The organism is Streptomyces sp. NPDC024687 (assembly GCF_055559055.1).
The window spans coordinates 201464-217933 of sequence record NZ_JBVHLJ010000007.1; the positions used below are offsets into that span (position 1 = coordinate 201464).

At 69.1% G+C, this 16470-nt stretch carries 11 protein-coding genes; 8 read left to right on the forward strand and 3 right to left on the reverse strand.

The genetic code is table 11. The features are described from left to right. The first annotated feature begins 128 nt into the window (after window positions 1-128). The 4 genes from metH to ACZ39I_RS27435 all read left to right on the forward strand — a co-directional run bounded on the left by metH (window position 129) and on the right by ACZ39I_RS27435 (window position 8170). Window positions 129-3653, forward strand: a complete 3525-nt coding sequence (gene metH, locus ACZ39I_RS27420) for a methionine synthase (protein WP_467247234.1) — start codon at window positions 129-131, stop codon at window positions 3651-3653. Window positions 3654-3772: 119 nt separating this feature from the next. Next, a complete protein-coding gene (locus tag ACZ39I_RS27425) occupies window positions 3773-4471 on the forward strand; it encodes an HAD family hydrolase (protein WP_352390131.1) in 699 nt (232 codons plus the stop codon). 435 nt (window positions 4472-4906) lie between these two features. After that, a complete protein-coding gene (locus ACZ39I_RS27430) occupies window positions 4907-6511 on the forward strand; it encodes an ABC transporter substrate-binding protein (RefSeq protein ID WP_467247236.1) in 1605 nt (534 codons plus the stop codon). A 78-nt stretch (window positions 6512-6589) separates the two neighbouring features. Further along, the gene (locus ACZ39I_RS27435; RefSeq protein WP_467247238.1) at window positions 6590-8170 is read left to right on the forward strand and encodes an ABC transporter substrate-binding protein; all 1581 of its coding nucleotides are present in this window, start codon (window positions 6590-6592) and stop codon (window positions 8168-8170) included. A gap of 122 nt (window positions 8171-8292) precedes the next feature. Here ACZ39I_RS27435 and ACZ39I_RS27440 read toward each other — a convergent pair whose 3' ends face one another. Both ACZ39I_RS27440 and ACZ39I_RS27445 read right to left on the reverse strand, forming a co-directional pair. Next, window positions 8293-8964 carry a response regulator gene (locus tag ACZ39I_RS27440; protein ID WP_007380871.1) on the reverse strand — a complete coding sequence of 224 codons (672 nt, stop codon included), beginning with the start codon at window positions 8962-8964 and terminating at the stop codon, window positions 8293-8295. A 14-nt stretch (window positions 8965-8978) separates the two neighbouring features. Continuing rightward, a complete protein-coding gene (locus ACZ39I_RS27445) occupies window positions 8979-9863 on the reverse strand; it encodes a RecB family exonuclease (protein ID WP_467247595.1) in 885 nt (294 codons plus the stop codon). A gap of 799 nt (window positions 9864-10662) precedes the next feature. Between ACZ39I_RS27445 and ACZ39I_RS27450 the strand changes: the two genes are divergently transcribed. The 3 genes from ACZ39I_RS27450 to ACZ39I_RS27460 all read left to right on the forward strand — a co-directional run bounded on the left by ACZ39I_RS27450 (window position 10663) and on the right by ACZ39I_RS27460 (window position 13967). After that, window positions 10663-12234, forward strand: coding sequence for a site-2 protease family protein (locus ACZ39I_RS27450; protein ID WP_467247240.1), 1572 nt, complete (start codon window positions 10663-10665; stop codon window positions 12232-12234). Between the two features lie 38 nt (window positions 12235-12272). After that, window positions 12273-13175 carry a tRNA (adenine-N1)-methyltransferase gene (locus ACZ39I_RS27455; RefSeq protein ID WP_020117726.1) on the forward strand — a complete coding sequence of 301 codons (903 nt, stop codon included), beginning with the start codon at window positions 12273-12275 and terminating at the stop codon, window positions 13173-13175. A 213-nt stretch (window positions 13176-13388) separates the two neighbouring features. Next, window positions 13389-13967 carry a hypothetical protein gene (locus ACZ39I_RS27460; protein ID WP_352390126.1) on the forward strand — a complete coding sequence of 193 codons (579 nt, stop codon included), beginning with the start codon at window positions 13389-13391 and terminating at the stop codon, window positions 13965-13967. Window positions 13968-14024: 57 nt separating this feature from the next. On the opposite strand, the gene ACZ39I_RS27465 is transcribed toward ACZ39I_RS27460, so the two are convergent. After that, a complete protein-coding gene (locus tag ACZ39I_RS27465; RefSeq protein ID WP_467247243.1) occupies window positions 14025-14330 on the reverse strand; it encodes a ferredoxin in 306 nt (101 codons plus the stop codon). A 244-nt stretch (window positions 14331-14574) separates the two neighbouring features. On the opposite strand from ACZ39I_RS27465, the gene arc reads away from it, so the two are divergent. Beyond that, window positions 14575-16341, forward strand: a complete 1767-nt coding sequence (gene arc, locus ACZ39I_RS27470) for a proteasome ATPase (protein ID WP_062045307.1) — start codon at window positions 14575-14577, stop codon at window positions 16339-16341. The last annotated feature ends 129 nt before the right edge of the window (window positions 16342-16470 follow it).

Below are 16470 nucleotides of genomic sequence, written 5' to 3' on the forward strand. Positions count from 1 at the left end.
CCTCGTCCGTCCCGTGGACGTGCCGACCATCCCCGCGGGGACCCGGCTACCCTGGCGTGGTGCGCCCGGCGTGGGACGTCTCGCGGGCGCCTGAAGCCGACAGCCGTCGCAACTGAGGGAGCCCTTTCATGGCCTCGTCGCCACTGACCCCTTCCGCCGACAGCCGGACCCGTGTGTCCGCGCTCCGTGAGGCGCTCGCCACCAGAGTGGTGGTCGCCGACGGAGCGATGGGCACCATGCTGCAGGCCCAGGACCCCACCCTTGAGGACTTCGAGAACCTCGAGGGCTGCAACGAGATCCTCAACGTCACCCGCCCGGACATCGTCCGCTCCGTTCACGACGCGTACTTCGCGGTGGGCGTCGACTGCGTCGAGACCAACACCTTCGGGTCCAACCACACGGCCGCGTCCGAGTACGACATCGCCGACCGGGTGCACGAACTGTCCGAGGCGGGTGCCCGGATCGCCCGCGAGGTGGCCGACGAGTACGCGGCCCGCGACGGCCGCCCGCGCTGGGTCCTGGGTTCCGTCGGCCCCGGCACCAAACTGCCCACCCTCGGCCACATCGACTACGCCACGATCCGCGACGGCTACCAGGCCAACGTCGAGGGACTGCTCGCAGGCGGCGCCGACGCCCTGATCGTCGAGACCACCCAGGACCTGCTCCAGACGAAGGCCTCCGTGCTGGGCGCCCGCCGCGCCCTGGAGGCCACCGGCGCCGATGTCCCGCTGGTGGTCTCCATGGCCTTCGAGACCACCGGCACGATGCTGCTCGGCTCCGAGATCGGCGCCGCGCTCACCGCGCTGGAGCCGCTCGGCATCGACATGATCGGCCTGAACTGCTCAACCGGCCCGGCCGAGATGAGCGAGCACCTGCGCTACCTCGCCCGGCACTCCCGCATCCCCCTGCTGTGCATGCCGAACGCCGGCCTGCCGATCCTCACCAAGGACGGCGCGCACTTCCCGCTCGACCCCGAAGGCCTGGCCGACGCCCAGGAGACCTTCGTCCGCGACTACGGCCTCTCCCTGATCGGCGGCTGCTGCGGCACCACCCCCGAACACCTGCGCCAGGTCGTCGAGCGGGTCCGCAACCTCACGCCCGGGGAGCGCAACCCGCAGCCCGAGCCCGGCGCGGCCTCCCTCTATCAGACGGTCCCCTTCCGTCAGGACACCTCCTATCTGGCGATCGGCGAGCGCACCAACGCCAACGGCTCGAAGAAGTTCCGTGAGGCGATGCTGGAGGCCCGCTGGGACGACTGTGTGGAGATGGCCCGCGAGCAGATCCGCGAGGGCGCCCACATGCTGGACCTGTGCGTGGACTACGTCGGCCGTGACGGTGTGGCGGACATGAAGGAGCTGGCCGGCCGTTTCGCCACCGCCTCCACCCTGCCGATCGTGCTGGACTCCACCGAGGTCCCGGTCATCGAGGCCGGGTTGGAGAAGCTCGGCGGCCGGGCGGTCATCAACTCCGTCAACTACGAGGACGGCGACGGTCCGGAGTCCCGTTTCGCGAAGGTCACCCAGCTCGCCCGGGAGCACGGTGCCGCGCTGATCGCGCTGACCATCGACGAGGAGGGCCAGGCCCGCACTCCCGAGCACAAGGTCGCCATCGCCGAACGGCTCATCGAGGACCTGACCGGCAACTGGGGCATCCACGAGTCCGACATCCTCATCGACACCCTGACCTTCACCATCTGCACCGGCCAGGAGGAGTCGAGGGGCGACGGGCTTGCCACCATCGAGGCGATCCGCGAGCTCAAGCGCCGCCACCCGGACGTCCAGACCACGCTGGGCCTGTCCAACATTTCCTTCGGTCTCAACCCGGCCGCCCGCGTCCTGCTCAACTCGGTCTTCCTCGACGAGTGCGTCAAGGCCGGTCTGGACTCGGCGATCGTCCACGCCTCGAAGATCCTGCCGATCGCCCGCTTCAGCGAGGAAGAGGTCCAGACGGCCCTCGACCTGATCTACGACCGTCGCGCCGAGGGCTACGACCCGCTCCAGAAGCTGATGGCCCTGTTCGAGGGCGCCACCACCAAGTCCCTGAAGGCCGGCCGGGCGGAGGAGTTGGCCGCGCTGCCGCTGGAGGAGCGTCTCAAGCGCCGCATCATCGACGGCGAGAAGAACGGCCTGGAGGCCGACCTCGATGCGGCCCTTGAGGATCGTCCCGCCCTGGACATCGTCAACGACACCCTCCTGGACGGGATGAAGGTCGTCGGTGAACTGTTCGGCTCCGGGCAGATGCAGCTGCCGTTCGTCCTGCAGTCCGCCGAGGTCATGAAGACCGCGGTCGCCTACCTGGAACCGCACATGGAGAAGGTCGAGGGCGACGAGGCCGGCAAGGGCACCATCGTGCTGGCCACCGTGCGCGGCGACGTCCACGACATCGGCAAGAACCTCGTCGACATCATCCTGTCCAACAACGGCTACACCGTGGTCAACCTCGGCATCAAGCAGCCGGTCTCCGCGATCCTGGAAGCCGCCGCCGAGCACCGCGCCGACGTCATCGGCATGTCCGGCCTGCTGGTGAAGTCCACGGTGATCATGAAGGAGAACCTTCAGGAGCTCAACCAGCGCGGCATGGCGGCGGACTTCCCGGTCATCCTCGGCGGAGCCGCACTCACCCGCGCCTATGTCGAGCAGGACCTGCACGAGATCTACGAGGGCGAAGTCCGCTACGCCCGCGACGCGTTCGAGGGACTGCGCCTCATGGACGCCCTCATCGGCGTCAAGCGGGGCGTGCCCGGCGCCAAACTGCCCGAGCTCAAGCAGCGCCGGGTACGCGCGACGTCGGCCGTGCAGGTGGAGGAGGAGCGGCCCGAGGAGGGGCATGTCCGCTCCGACGTGGCCACCGACAACCCGGTGCCCACCCCGCCGTTCTGGGACACCCGCGTCATCAAGGGCATCCAGCTCAAGGAGTACGCCGCCTGGCTCGACGAGGGCGCCCTGTTCAAGGGCCAGTGGGGCCTCAAGCAGGCCCGCACCGGCGAGGGACCCACCTACGAGGAACTCGTCGAGACCGAGGGCCGGCCCCGGCTGCGCGGCCTGCTGGACCGGCTCCAGACCGAGAACCTCCTGGAAGCCGCCGTCGTCTACGGCTACTTCCCCTGCGTGTCCAAGGACGACGACCTGATCATCCTGGACGAACAGGGCAACGAGCGCACCCGCTTCACCTTCCCGCGCCAGCGCCGCGGCCGCCGGCTGTGCCTGGCCGACTTCTTCCGCCCCGAGGAATCGGGGGACACCGACGTCGTCGGCCTCCAGGTCGTCACCGTCGGCTCCCGCATCGGCGAGCAGACCTCCAGGCTCTTCGAGGCCAACGCCTACCGCGACTACCTCGAACTGCACGGCCTGTCCGTCCAGTTGGCCGAGGCACTCGCCGAGTACTGGCACGCACGCGTGCGTTCCGAACTCGGCTTCGCGGGCGAGGACCCCAGTGACGTCGAGGACATGTTCGCCCTGAAGTACCGGGGCGCCCGCTTCTCCCTCGGCTACGGCGCCTGCCCCAACCTGGAGGACCGGGCCAAGATCGCCGACCTGCTCCGCCCCGAGCGCATCGGCGTCCAGCTGAGCGAGGAGTTCCAGCTCCACCCCGAGCAGTCCACCGACGCGATCGTCATCCACCACCCGGAGGCGAAGTACTTCAACGCCCGCTGAGCCGCCGAGATCCGGATCGCCGAGCACACTGATCGGATAAGTCGTACACTGGTCGGTCCACCGCAGGCCGGTTCCCTTCGTGGGAACCGGCCTGCTCGTCCCCCCAAGGAGGTACGTGGATGACCAGTACGGTCCCCGCGCCGATCACCCGTACGGCAGACGGCTCCGCCCTCCAGGCCGTCCTCCTCGACATGGACGGCACCCTGGTGGACACCGAGGGCTTCTGGTGGGACGTCGAGGTGGAGGTCTTCGCCCGCCTCGGCCACACCCTCGACGACTCCTGGCGCCATGTCGTGGTCGGCGGCCCCATGACCCGCAGCGCCGGTTTCCTGATCGAGGCCACCGGCGCCGACATCACCCTCCCCGAGCTCAGCGTCCTGCTCAACCAGGGCTTCGAGGAACGGATCGGCCACGCCCTGCCCCTGATGCCCGGCGCCACCCGCCTGCTGGCCGAACTGTCCGCGCACCGGATCCCCACCGCCCTGGTCTCCGCCTCGCACCGGCGCATCATCGACCGTGTCCTCGACGCCCTCGGCCATCGGCACTTCGCCCTCACGGTCGCCGGCGACGAGGTGCCGCGCACCAAGCCGCACCCGGACCCGTATCTGTTCGCCGCCGCCGGTCTCGACGCGGACCCCGCCCGATGCGCGGTCGTCGAGGACACCGCTACCGGTGTCGCCGCAGCCGAGGCGGCCGGCTGCCAGGTCGTGGCCGTGCCCTCCGTGGCCCCCATCCTCCCCGCCCCCGGACGTACGGTCGTCGGCTCGCTCGAAGACGTCGACCTGGCATTTCTGCGCGGCCTGATCACCCTTCGATGACGGAAATGCCTCGGGTGTTCACCCAGCGTGCAGCACGGATAGCGCGGTAATTCCCCAGGGCCCTGTCGCAGGAATTCGCGGCGCCCCGGACGCTCGAATTCCAGCCCACCTACACCTCCTTACGGGTGTGAGCTTCCCCACTCGACGGGCCCTCGACAGGCGACCGGGGCTGTGCCGGAAGCCCCCCTTCGAGGGGCGCGGACGCGCCCATGTGTCCTGATTGATGGAACCCTGCACCAATCCTTCCCCTGGCGGGCTTTCGGTGCGTCCACACCCGGTTTCACTCTGTGATGGAGGCTCAACTCCGGTGGCTGCGAACCCTCCTGCAGGTGCGGACTAATCTCCTGGTGAGAACATCGCCCTAACCCCGTGATCCGCCACGCCAACCCCTGCATGCCGGGTACACGGACTGAACAGCTGTGGAGAAACCCGAGCATGAACCGCAAGACTTTGGTGCTGCCGGCCGTCATCGGTCTGCTCGCGCCGGTGCTCGCCGCCTGCGGCGGCTCCGACAGCGGCAGCGGCGGGGACGACGCGATCGGCGTCGGCACCACGGACCGGTTCACCGCCACGAAGGAAGCTCCCGCCCCGCTCGACCCCGCCTACGCCTACGACGTCGGCACCTGGAACGTCCTGCGGCAGACCGTGCAGACCCTGATGATCCAGCCCAAGGGCGAGGGCGACCCCGTGCCCGAGGCCGCCCAGTCCTGCGGCTTCAGCGACAGCGGCAACGAACGCTACGTCTGCACCCTGCGCGACGGCCTGAAGTTCGCGAACGGCGACTCCATCACCGCGGCCGATGTGAAGTACTCCATCGACCGCGCCCGCGGCATCAAGGCCGACTCCGGCGTCTTCGCCCTGCTCTCCACCATCGACACCGTCGAGACCAAGGGCGACCGCGAGGTCATCTTCCACCTCAAGACCGCCGATGCCACCTTCCCGTACAAGCTGTCGACCCCGGTCGCCGGCATCGTCAACCCCGACGACTACGCGAAGAGCAAGCTCCGCGACGGCTTCGACGTCGACGGCTCCGGCCCCTACACCATGAAGGCCGACGTCAAGAACGACGAGCTCGTCGACGCCGTGTTCACCAAGAACCCCCACTACAAGGGGGCGTTGACGGTGAACAACGACAAGGTCGTCCTGCGCTCCTACGAGGACGCCGACGCCATGGGCACCGCCCTCGAAAAGGGCGACATCGACCTCATCACCCGCACCATGTCGCCCCAGCAGATCCAGAAGCTGTCGAACGAGTCCGGCGGCGACGTCGACCTCGTCGAGATGGCCGGCCTGGAGATCCGCTACCTCGCCTTCAACACCAAGGCCCCGGCCGTGAAGTCCCGCGCCGTGCGCCAGGCGATGGCCCAGCTCATCAACCGCAGCGAACTCGTCTCCAAGGTCTACGGCACCCAGGCCGAGCCGCTCTTCTCGCTGGTCCCGGCCAGCATCACCGGCCACTCCAACTCCTTCTTCAACAAGTACGGCGACCCGAGCGTCACCAAGGCCAAGTCCCTGCTGACCCAGGCCGGCATCACCACCCCGCTGAAGCTGACCCTCCACTACACGACCGACCACTACGGTTCGGGCACCAAGGAGGAGTTCGAGGACCTCCAGAAGCAGCTCAACGCGAGCGGGCTCTTCGACGTCAGCATCAAGGGCGCACCCTGGTCCACGTTCCGCCCGGCGGAGCAGAAGGGCGAGTACGACGTCTACGGCATGGGCTGGTTCCCGGACTTCCCCGACGCCGACAACTACCTCGCCCCCTTCCTCGACAAGGACAACTTCCTCGGCTCGCCCTACGCCAACAGCGAGATCCGCAACATCCTCATCCCGGACTCCCGTCGCGAGGCCGACCGTCTCGCCGCGTCCGGAAGCCTGACCGAGATCCAGGACATCGTCGCCAAGGACGTCCCCGTACTCCCGCTGTGGCAGGGCAAGCAGTACGTCGCCGCGCGCGACGACGTCACGGGCACCGCCTACGCGCTCAACTCCTCGTCGACGCTGCAGCTGTGGGAACTCGGCAAGGGCGTGAGCGGCTGACCGGCCGGCACCTCCTTCACCCGGACCCAGGCGGACGGGCCCGGGATTCCACAAGAATCGACGACAAGGCACTCGCACGTGAACAAGCGCATCCAGTGGCAGGTCCTGCCGATCGTGGCGGGGCTCGCCTCCGGTCTGCTGACCGGCTGCGGCACGGAGTCGGGGGACTCCGGTTCCGGCGGCTCCTCCGTGGTCATGGGGATGTCCGACGACGTCCTCGCCACCGACCCGGCCTCCGGCTACGACCCCGGCTCCTGGCTGTTGTTCAACAACGTCTTCCAGTCTCTGCTCAGCTTCCCCAAGGGCGGCACGGAGCCGGAGCCGGACGCGGCCAAGAGCTGCGAGTTCACGGACACCAGGACCCAGGTGTACGAGTGCACCCTCAAGTCCGGCCTCAAGTTCAGCAACGGTGACTCGCTCACCTCCGAAGACGTCAAGTTCTCCTTCGACCGCATGCTGAAGATCAACGACGACGACGGTCCCGCGATCATGTTCCCGATGCTCGACAAGGTCGAGACACCGGACGAGAAGACCGTCGTCTTCAAGCTGAACACCCCCGACGCGACCTTCCCGAGCAAGATCGCCTCCGGCGCCGGCTCCATCGTCGACCACACGCAGTACGACGCCGACGACCTGCGCAAGGACAGCAAGGCGGTCGGCTCCGGCCCCTACCAGCTCGACTCGTTCGACGACGACCAGGCCGTGTTCTCCGTCAACGAGAACTACAAGGGCACCGCAGAGCCCCAGAACTCCGGCGTCACGCTGAAGTTCTTCCACGGCGACCAGAGCGCCCTGAAGACCGCCCTGACCGACAAGAAGGTCGACCTCGCCTACCGCGGTCTGAGCGCCGGCGACATCACCGACATCGAGAACGCCTCGCCCGACTCCGGCGTCGAGGTCGTCGAGGGCACCAGCGCCGAGGTCCAGCACCTCGTCTTCAACATGGACGACCCGGTCACGGGAAAGCTCGGCGTCCGCAAGGCGATCGCCTACCTCCTCGACCGCGAAGCCCTCATCCACGACGTCTACCAGGGCACCGCGACCGCGCTCTACTCGATCATCCCGGCCGGTATCGCGGGCCACAACACGGCCTTCTTCGACACCTACGGCGCCCAGCCCTCCCGGTCCAAGGCCGCAGCCGCCCTCACCGACGAGGGCATCACCGGCAAGGTGAAGCTGACCCTGTGGTCGACGCCGTCGCGCTACGGCCCCGCCACCGACCAGGAACTCAAGACGATCGCCCAGCAGCTCAACGCCAGCGGCCTGTTCGACGCCGACGTGAAGTCCGTGGCCTTCGACCAGTACGAGAAGGACATCGCGGCCGGCAAGTACGGCGTCTACGTCAAGGGCTGGGTGCCCGACTACCCCGACGCCGACAACTTCACGGCCCCCTTCTTCGGCAAGGGCAACGTGCTGGACAACAACTACAGCAACAACAAGATCACCGGCTCGCTCATCCCCGAGACCGCCGCCCAGCCGGACCGCGCCGCGACGGACGACCCCTTCGGCACGCTCCAGAACCTCGTCGCCGAGGACGTCCCGGTCCTGCCGGTCTGGCAGGCCAAGCAGTACGCCGTCGTCCGCGACAACGTCTACGGCCTGGAGTACTGCCTCGACGCCTCCACGGTGTTCCGCTTCTGGGAGCTCAGCAAGGGCTGATCGGGCGGCGCGCGCTGCTCCCCGGCGGCGCGCGCTGATCCGATGGCCGCACATACGAAGAGGGCGCCCCCAGTCAGACGGGGGACGCCCTCTTCGCTCTCGTACCTCTGAATGCGCTCCTGCTACTGCGCGCCGGGACGCACCAGACCGCTCTCGTACGCGTACACCGCGGCCTGCACCCGGTCCCGCAGCCCCAGCTTGGTCAGCACATGACCCACATGTGTCTTCACGGTGGTCTCGCTGACGAACAGATCCGCGGCGATCTCCGCGTTGGACAGTCCGCGCGCCACCAGCTTCAGCACCTCGACCTCGCGGTCGGTGAGCGTGTGCAGCGTGTCCGGCACCGGCTCGTCACCGGACGGCAGGTGCGTGGCGTACTTGTCGAGCAGCCGGCGCGTGATGCTCGGCGCGAGCATCGCCTCACCCGCGGCCACCACCCGGATCGCCTGCACGAGCTCGTTGGCCGGGGCGTCCTTGAGCAGGAAGCCGCTGGCCCCCGCCCGCAGCGCCTCCACCACGTACTCGTCGAGGTCGAAGGTGGTCAGCACCAGCACCTTGGCCGGGCCGTCCCGCCCGGGACCGGTGATCTGCCGGGTCGCCTCCACTCCGTCCATCCGCGGCATACGGATGTCCATCAGGACCACGTCGGGCTGCAGCGCCCGCACCTGGTCGATGGCCTGAAGGCCGTCTCCGGCCTCGCCCACGACCGCGAGATCCTGCTCGGCCTCCAGAATCATCCGGAACCCGGTACGCAGCAGCGGCTGGTCGTCGACGAGTAGGACGCGGATGGCCACGTAAGTCTCCTTCGCTAGTCCGGCCCCATTCTGCCCTGCTCGCCGGTCGCGGACGTCACCGGTAGCGGGTAGGGCGGGGGAGTGCCGCCGAACTCCGGGCAGTGCGCCTGGTGGTCGCACCAGCCGCACAACTTGGTCGGCCGCGGTCGCCAGTCGCCCGTCTGCGTGGCCTGCCGGATCGCCTCCCACAGCGCCAGCAGCTTGCGCTCGACACGCTCCAGGTCGGCGAGTACCGGGTCGTACGTCAGGACGTCACCACTGCCGAGGTAGACGAGCTGGAGGCGGCGCGGGATCACGTTCTTCAGCCGCCACACCACCAGGGCGTAGAACTTCATCTGGAACAGCGCGCCCTCGGCGTACTCGGGCCGGGGTGCCTTGCCGGTCTTGTAGTCGACGATCCGCACCTCGCCGGTCGGCGCCACGTCGACCCTGTCGATGATCCCGCGCAGCCGCAGCCCGGAGTCCAGCTCCGCCTCGACGAACAACTCCCGCTCGGCGGGCTCCAGACGCGTCGGGTCCTCCAGCGTGAACCATCGATCGACCAGCTGCTCCGCCTCGGCGAGCCACGTCGCGAGCCGCTCGCCTTCCGGATCGTCGGCGAACAGCTCCACCACCTCCGGCCGGCTCTCCCGGAGCCGGTCCCACTGACCGGGGATCAGCGACTTGGCCGCGGGCGCGGTCCGCTCCCCGGCCGGGGCGTCGAAGAGCCGCTCCAGCACCGAGTGCACCAGGGTCCCCCGGGTCGCCGCCGCGCTCGGCTTCTCCGGCAGCCGGTCGATCACCCGGAACCGGTACAGCAACGGACACTGCATGAAGTCATTGGCACGAGAAGGGGACAGAGAGGCGGGCGCGCCAGGCGTCACACCGACGGACCGAGCCCCCACGCCGCTGTCGCTCACGACGTCCGCCCCCGGGGCCACCCCGGCTTCGACCGCAACGACCACCGCCGGCACGGCCCCGGCCGCGACCGGCCCCCCGCCCGTCGCGGGTCCGGAGGCGGGTTCCCCGCCGACCTCGGGCCGCGCGGAAGGCGGTTCCTTGCTCGTCGCGGGTTCGGGGACGATCGGTTCGTCGACCGCCCGGGGTGCCACCGCGGCCGGTTCCCCGCTTGCCGCAGGTTCAGGGGCGGCCGGAGCCGCCCCCGTCCCGGGTCGCGCGGCAGGCGCTTCCTCGCTCGTCGCGGGTTCGGGGACGATCGGCTGGTCGAGCGTCCGGGGTGCCGTCGTGGCCGGTTCCCCGCTTGCCGCAGGTTCGGGGGCGGCCGGTGCCGCGCCCCTCTCGGGCCGTGCGGCAGCCGGTTCCTCACTCGTGGCGGGTTCCGGGGTGGCCGGTTCGTCGGCAGTCCGAGGCTCCGTCGCAGCCGGTTCCCCGCTTGCCGCAAGTTCGGCGGCAGCCGGTTCCGCGTCCGCCCCGGGCCGTGCCGTGGCCGGTTCTTCGACCGCCCCGGCCTCCGCCGTGACCGCGGCTACCGGTGTTCCCGGGTCATGGACGGTGGCCTCGGCCTCGCCCTCCGTGCTCGTCTCCATGACCACAGACCATACGGCCCGCCACTGACAGTGACCCACTCGCCGCCGTGACCGCTGCGGCCCCCGAGGAAACACGGGGTGCCGGGGCCGGGCGCGTCGTGACCGCCGCATACCATCGACCCGAGACCTTCCGCACGGCAGGCGCGGAAGACGCTTCGAACGAGGGGACATCGTGGACGAGAGCGGCGGGAGCGGGCAGCCGCGGTCCGAAACGGACCGGCCGACCAAGCCCCACGCAGGGCCCACGGCCCAGACCACCGACCCCACCGCCCCCGACCCGCACGAGAACGGGACCCCGTCCACCGGCGCCCCCACCGAGGGCGCGACCGACGGCGCCGCACACCGGCCGGCCGCGGACGACGATGCCACCCAGGCCCCGCCCGCCCCGGCGCCCACCGCCGTAGCCTCCGGGAGCGAGACCGGCACCGGAGAAGGTGAGCACCCGCCCGCCTCCGAGGCCGCCCCCGACGCGACGCACCAGGCACCCGCCGACCTGCGCAAACCCGAAGCGTCCCGCGAACCCGACACCACCGACGACCACCGCACCCTCGCCCACTCCGGCGCCCCCAAGAGCCCCCCGCCTCCGTCCCCCCAGCCGCGCGGCGGACTCCTGATGGGCCGTCCCTTCGGTGTGCCCGTCTACGTCGCCCCCAGCTGGTTCCTCGTCGCCGCGCTCATCACCTGGGTGTTCGGCGGCCAACTGGACCGCGTGCTGCCGGAACTCGGCGCCGCCCGTTACCTCGTCTCCCTCTTCTTCGCGGTCGCCTTCTACGCCTCCGTCCTCGTCCACGAGCTGGCGCACACCGTCGCGGCCCTGCGCTTCAAACTCCCCGTCCGCCGCATCCAGCTCCAGTTCTTCGGCGGCGTCTCCGAGATCGAGAAGGAGGCTGAGACCCCCGGCCGGGAGTTCGTGCTCGCCTTCGTCGGCCCGCTGCTCTCCCTGATCCTGGCCGGCCTCTTCTACCTCGCCATGCAGCCCGTCGAACCCGGCACCGTCCCCGGCGTCCTGCTCGCCGGCCTGATGGTCTCCAACCTCATCGTGGCCGCCTTCAACCTCCTGCCCGGCCTCCCCCTCGACGGCGGCCGCATGCTCCGCGCCGTCGTCTGGAAGATCACCGGCAAGCCCATGACCGGCACCATCGCCGCCGCCTGGGTCGGCCGCGCCCTCGCCGTCTGCGTCCTCATCGGCCTCCCGCTGCTCACCCAGTCCGGAGCCCTCGGCTCCTCCGCCGAGGACAACGTCGGCATGGACACCGTGATGGACGCCCTGCTCGCCGCCATCCTCGCCGCGATCATCTGGACCGGCGCCGGCAACAGCCTGCGCATGGCCCGCCTGCGCGAACACCTCCCCGACCTGCGCGCCCGCACCCTCACCCGCCGCGCGGTCCCCGTCGAGACCGACACACCCCTCTCCGAGGCCCTGCGCCGCGCCAACGACGCCGGCGCCCGCGCCCTGGTCGTCGTCGACGCCGACGGCATGCCCCTCTCCCTGGTCCGCGAGGCCGCCATCGTCGGCGTACCGGAACACCGCCGCCCCTGGGTCGCCGTCAGCGGCCTCGCGCAGGACCTCACCGACGGCATGCGCGTCTCCGCCGAACTCGCCGGGGAGGACCTGTTGGACACCCTCCGCGCGACGCCGGCCACCGAATACCTCGTCGTCGAGGACACCGGCGAGATCTACGGCGTCCTGTCCGCGGCCGACGTGGAACGCGCCTTCGTGAAGGCCATGGCCAGACCCTCCTAGTGGTCGGCGGCCCCTCCGGGGACCGGTAGGCTGTTCACATGTCCGAACCGACCGGTGCCGCCCGCAGGCGCGGGCCCTTCAAGGTCGGGGACCAGGTTCAGCTGACCGACCCCAAGGGCCGCCACTACACGTTCACGCTCGAAGAGGGAAAGAACTTCCACACCCACAAGGGTTCCTTCCCGCACGACGAGCTGATCGGCGCACCCGAGGGCAGCGTTGTCCGCACCACCGGTAACGTCGCCTACCTCGCGCTGCGCCCCCTGCTCCCCGACTATGTCCTGTCCATGCCCCGCGGCGCCGCCGTGGTCTACCCCAAGGACGCGGGGCAGATCCTCGCCTTCGCCGACATCTTCCCCGGCGCCCGCGTCGTGGAGGCCGGTGTCGGCTCCGGCTCGCTCAGCAGCTTCCTGCTGCGCGCCATCGGCGACCAGGGCATGCTGCACAGCTACGAGCGCCGCGAGGACTTCGCCGAGATCGCCCAGCAGAACGTGGAGCGCTACTTCGGCGGCCCGCACCCCGCCTGGCAGCTCACCGTCGGCGACCTCCAGGACAACCTCTCCGACGCCGACGTGGACCGCGTCATCCTCGACATGCTCGCCCCCTGGGAGTGCCTGGAGGCCGTCTCCAAGGCACTCGTGCCCGGCGGCATCCTGTGCTGCTACGTCGCGACCACCACCCAGCTCGCCCGGACCGTCGAGTCCATCCGCGAGATCGGCTCCTTCAACGAGCCGACCTCCTGGGAGTCGATGATCCGCAACTGGCACGTCGAAGGCCTGGCCGTCCGCCCGGACCACCGCATGATCGGCCACACCGGCTTCCTCCTGACCGCCCGCCGCCTCGCCGACGGCGTCGAGCCCCCCATGCGCCGCCGCCGCCCCGCAAAGGGCGCCTACGGCGAGGACTACACCGGCCCCAACGCCGACGGAGGCTCCGGCCGCTAGGGCGGCCCCGTGCCGCATTCAACGTACAGGCGTCGGGGAGGAGTTCCCGCAGACCAGCAGAACTCCACCCCGACGCCTTCGTGTTGAGGGAGCGGCAGAAACCGCCACAGAGCAACCAGGACACGTACCCACCCCGCCGTTCCCCAGGCCTGTGACGTGTGGCACCATGCTGGCCACCCCCCACCGGCACAGCCCTCACAGGAGACGCTCCTAGTGCAGCAATCCGCCGTCCCGGAACTGGCACACACGCACACCCGCCCGATCCACTGGGTCGCCACCGCCACCGCCGTGGCGGCAGTCGTGGCCCTCTCCTCGGTCCTGCAGCCCAACCCCGCCACCGCGGCACAGGCGGCCGGCCCCGAGGCCAGACCCGCCCCGGTGGTCACGACGGCGCCCGACCCCGCGGACGTCCACTTCCCGATCGACTGCGGCCCGGTCAAGGCGAAAGTGCAGAAACGGGTCTCCGGAGACCTCGACGGCGACGGACGGCCGGAAACAGTCGTCGTGGTGCACTGCGACGCCCCCATGGGCACCCCGCCCGACGCCGTCTACGTCATCACACACGCGAAGGACACCGGTGAACCCCGGGTCGTCGCCACCCTGCTGAGCCCGAAGACCCGCAACACCGTCACCGACTTCACACTGAGCGACGGCGCCGTCCTCGCGACCCTGCTCGGCTACTCCACGTCCGACGTACCCAGTTGCTGCCCGGACGTGACGGACAAGGCGAAATGGCAGTGGAAGGACGGCGCATTCATCCGCTCGACCCCCGCGGGCACGCACACCGTCTGACCGAAGCGATCACATCTGTGAGAAATCAGACAGCCGTCACGCAGGGTGGCTTTCCGGTCACTCTGCGTCCGGTCCGTAGATCTCGACGCTGTCCGAAACCCGACGTACATGGATGCACGCGCCCGGACACTCCTTCGCCGAGTCGACCACATCGGTGAGAAGCGGCAGCGGTACGGGCGTTGTGGCGCCCTTGTCCTGCAGCAGCTCGTCGTCCGAGCCCTTCACATAGGCCAGACCGTCGATGTCCAGCTCGAACACCTCCGGCGCGTACTGGACGCAGATGCCGTCACCGGTACAGAGGTCCTGATCGATCCAGACCTCCAGGGTCTCGCCGCCGACCCCGACCTCCTGCTGCACTCTCATCTCTCCTGCCGTTTATGCGCCCGGCTGAACGGGAATCCGGCCAGCTCTGACGGGTGTTGAACACTTCGACCCTACCTTCGGCAGCTTTCCAATCTTGTTCGGTGGGTATTCCCCTGGCGTGAGGGAGAGCGCAAGGGTGAAGATCGGACACACCTCGACAGTCTTTGTGATCTAGGGGTTTCAATCGACACCCACCCAGGTAGGGTCTGGAAGCGTCCAGCTCCCCTTGGAGGAGGTGAGGACCGTGGCAGCCCACGACGACGACATGAACCGCGGCATCCGCCCGGGACGAGGGTCCGACGACCCGTCCGGGCAGATTGCCTACCTTGAGCAGGAGATCGCCGTCCTGCGACGCAAGCTCGCCGACTCTCCGCGACACACGAGGATTCTCGAAGAGCGGATCGTCGAGCTGCAGACCAACTTGGCCGGCGTGTCCGCCCAGAACGAGCGACTCGCCAACACACTCCGTGAGGCCCGCGACCAGATCGTGGCCCTCAAGGAGGAGGTCGACCGGCTCGCACAGCCCCCGGCCGGCTTCGGTGTCTTCCTCGAAGCGAACGAGGACGGCACCGCCGACATCTTCACCGGCGGCCGCAAACTGCGGGTGAACGTCAGCCCCAGCGTCGAACTCGAAGAGCTCCGGCGCGGCCAGGAAGTGATGCTCAACGAAGCTCTCAACGTGGTCGAGGCCATGGAATACGAGAGCGTCGGCGACATCGTCACCCTCAAGGAGATCCTCGAGGACGGCCAGCGCGCCCTCGTGCAGGGGCACACCGACGAGGAACGGGTGGTCCGGCTCGCCGAGCCACTGATGGACGTCACCATCCGCCCCGGCGACGCCCTGCTCCTCGAACCCCGCTCCGGCTACGTCTACGAGGTCGTGCCCAAGAGCGAGGTCGAGGAACTCGTCCTCGAAGAAGTCCCCGACATCGGCTACGAACAGATCGGCGGACTCGGCGGCCAGATCGAGGCCATCCGAGACGCCGTCGAGCTCCCCTACCTCTACCCGGACCTGTTCAAGGAGCACGAACTGCGCCCGCCCAAGGGCGTCCTGCTCTACGGGCCCCCCGGATGCGGAAAGACGCTCATCGCCAAGGCCGTCGCCAACTCGCTGGCCAAGAAGGTCGCCGAAGTCACCGGCCAGGCCACCGGCAAGAGCTTCTTCCTCAACATCAAGGGCCCCGAGCTCCTCAACAAGTACGTCGGCGAGACCGAGCGGCAGATCCGCCTCGTCTTCCAGCGTGCTCGCGAGAAGGCCAGCGAGGGCACACCCGTCATCGTCTTCTTCGACGAGATGGAATCCCTCTTCCGCACCCGCGGCTCCGGTGTCAGCTCGGACGTGGAGAACACCATCGTCCCCCAGCTGCTCGCCGAGATCGACGGCGTGGAAGGCCTGCAGAACGTGGTCGTGATCGGCGCCTCAAACCGTGAGGACATGATCGACCCCGCCATCCTGCGCCCCGGCCGCCTGGACGTGAAGATCAAGATCGAGCGTCCCGACGCCGAGGCCGCCAAGGACATCTTCGCCAAGTACCTCACCGAGCGCCTCCCGCTGCACTCCGACGACGTCGGCGAGCACGGCGGCAGCAAGGCCACCACCGTCCAGAGCATGATCCAGACGGCCGTGGAACACATGTACGCCGAATCCGAGGAAAACCGCTTCCTGGAAGTCACCTACGCCAACGGCGACAAGGAAGTCCTCTACTTCAAGGACTTCAACTCCGGCGCCATGATCGAAAACATCGTGGGTCGAGCCAAGAAGATGGCGATCAAGGACTTCCTCGATCACAACGCCAAGGGTCTCCGCGTCTCCCACCTCCTCCAGGCCTGCGTGGACGAGTTCAAGGAGAACGAAGACCTACCCAACACCACCAACCCGGACGACTGGGCCCGCATCTCCGGCAAGAAGGGCGAGCGGATCGTCTACATCCGGACGCTCATCACCGGCAAGCAGGGCGCCGACACCGGACGCTCCATCGACACGGTGGCCAACACCGGTCAGTACCTGTAAGGACAGGGCGGCTGCGGGTGCCCTCACCGGGGTACCCGCAGCCGACTGTTTTTCAGGCAACTAACCGGGCCAAAGGCGAGCAACGCAATGACGCAAATGATCTCCCCACCAGCGCAGAGGCGTTCTAGG

Coding starts and splice junctions, on each gene's coding strand:
- metH (WP_467247234.1), top strand. CDS start 129: ATGGCCTCGTCGCCACTGACCCCTTCCGCCGACAGCCGGACCCGTGTG.
- ACZ39I_RS27425 (WP_352390131.1), top strand. CDS start 3,773: ATGACCAGTACGGTCCCCGCGCCGATCACCCGTACGGCAGACGGCTCC.
- ACZ39I_RS27430 (WP_467247236.1), top strand. CDS start 4,907: ATGAACCGCAAGACTTTGGTGCTGCCGGCCGTCATCGGTCTGCTCGCG.
- ACZ39I_RS27455 (WP_020117726.1), top strand. CDS start 12,273: ATGTCCGAACCGACCGGTGCCGCCCGCAGGCGCGGGCCCTTCAAGGTC.
- ACZ39I_RS27465 (WP_467247243.1), bottom strand. CDS start 14,330: ATGAGAGTGCAGCAGGAGGTCGGGGTCGGCGGCGAGACCCTGGAGGTC.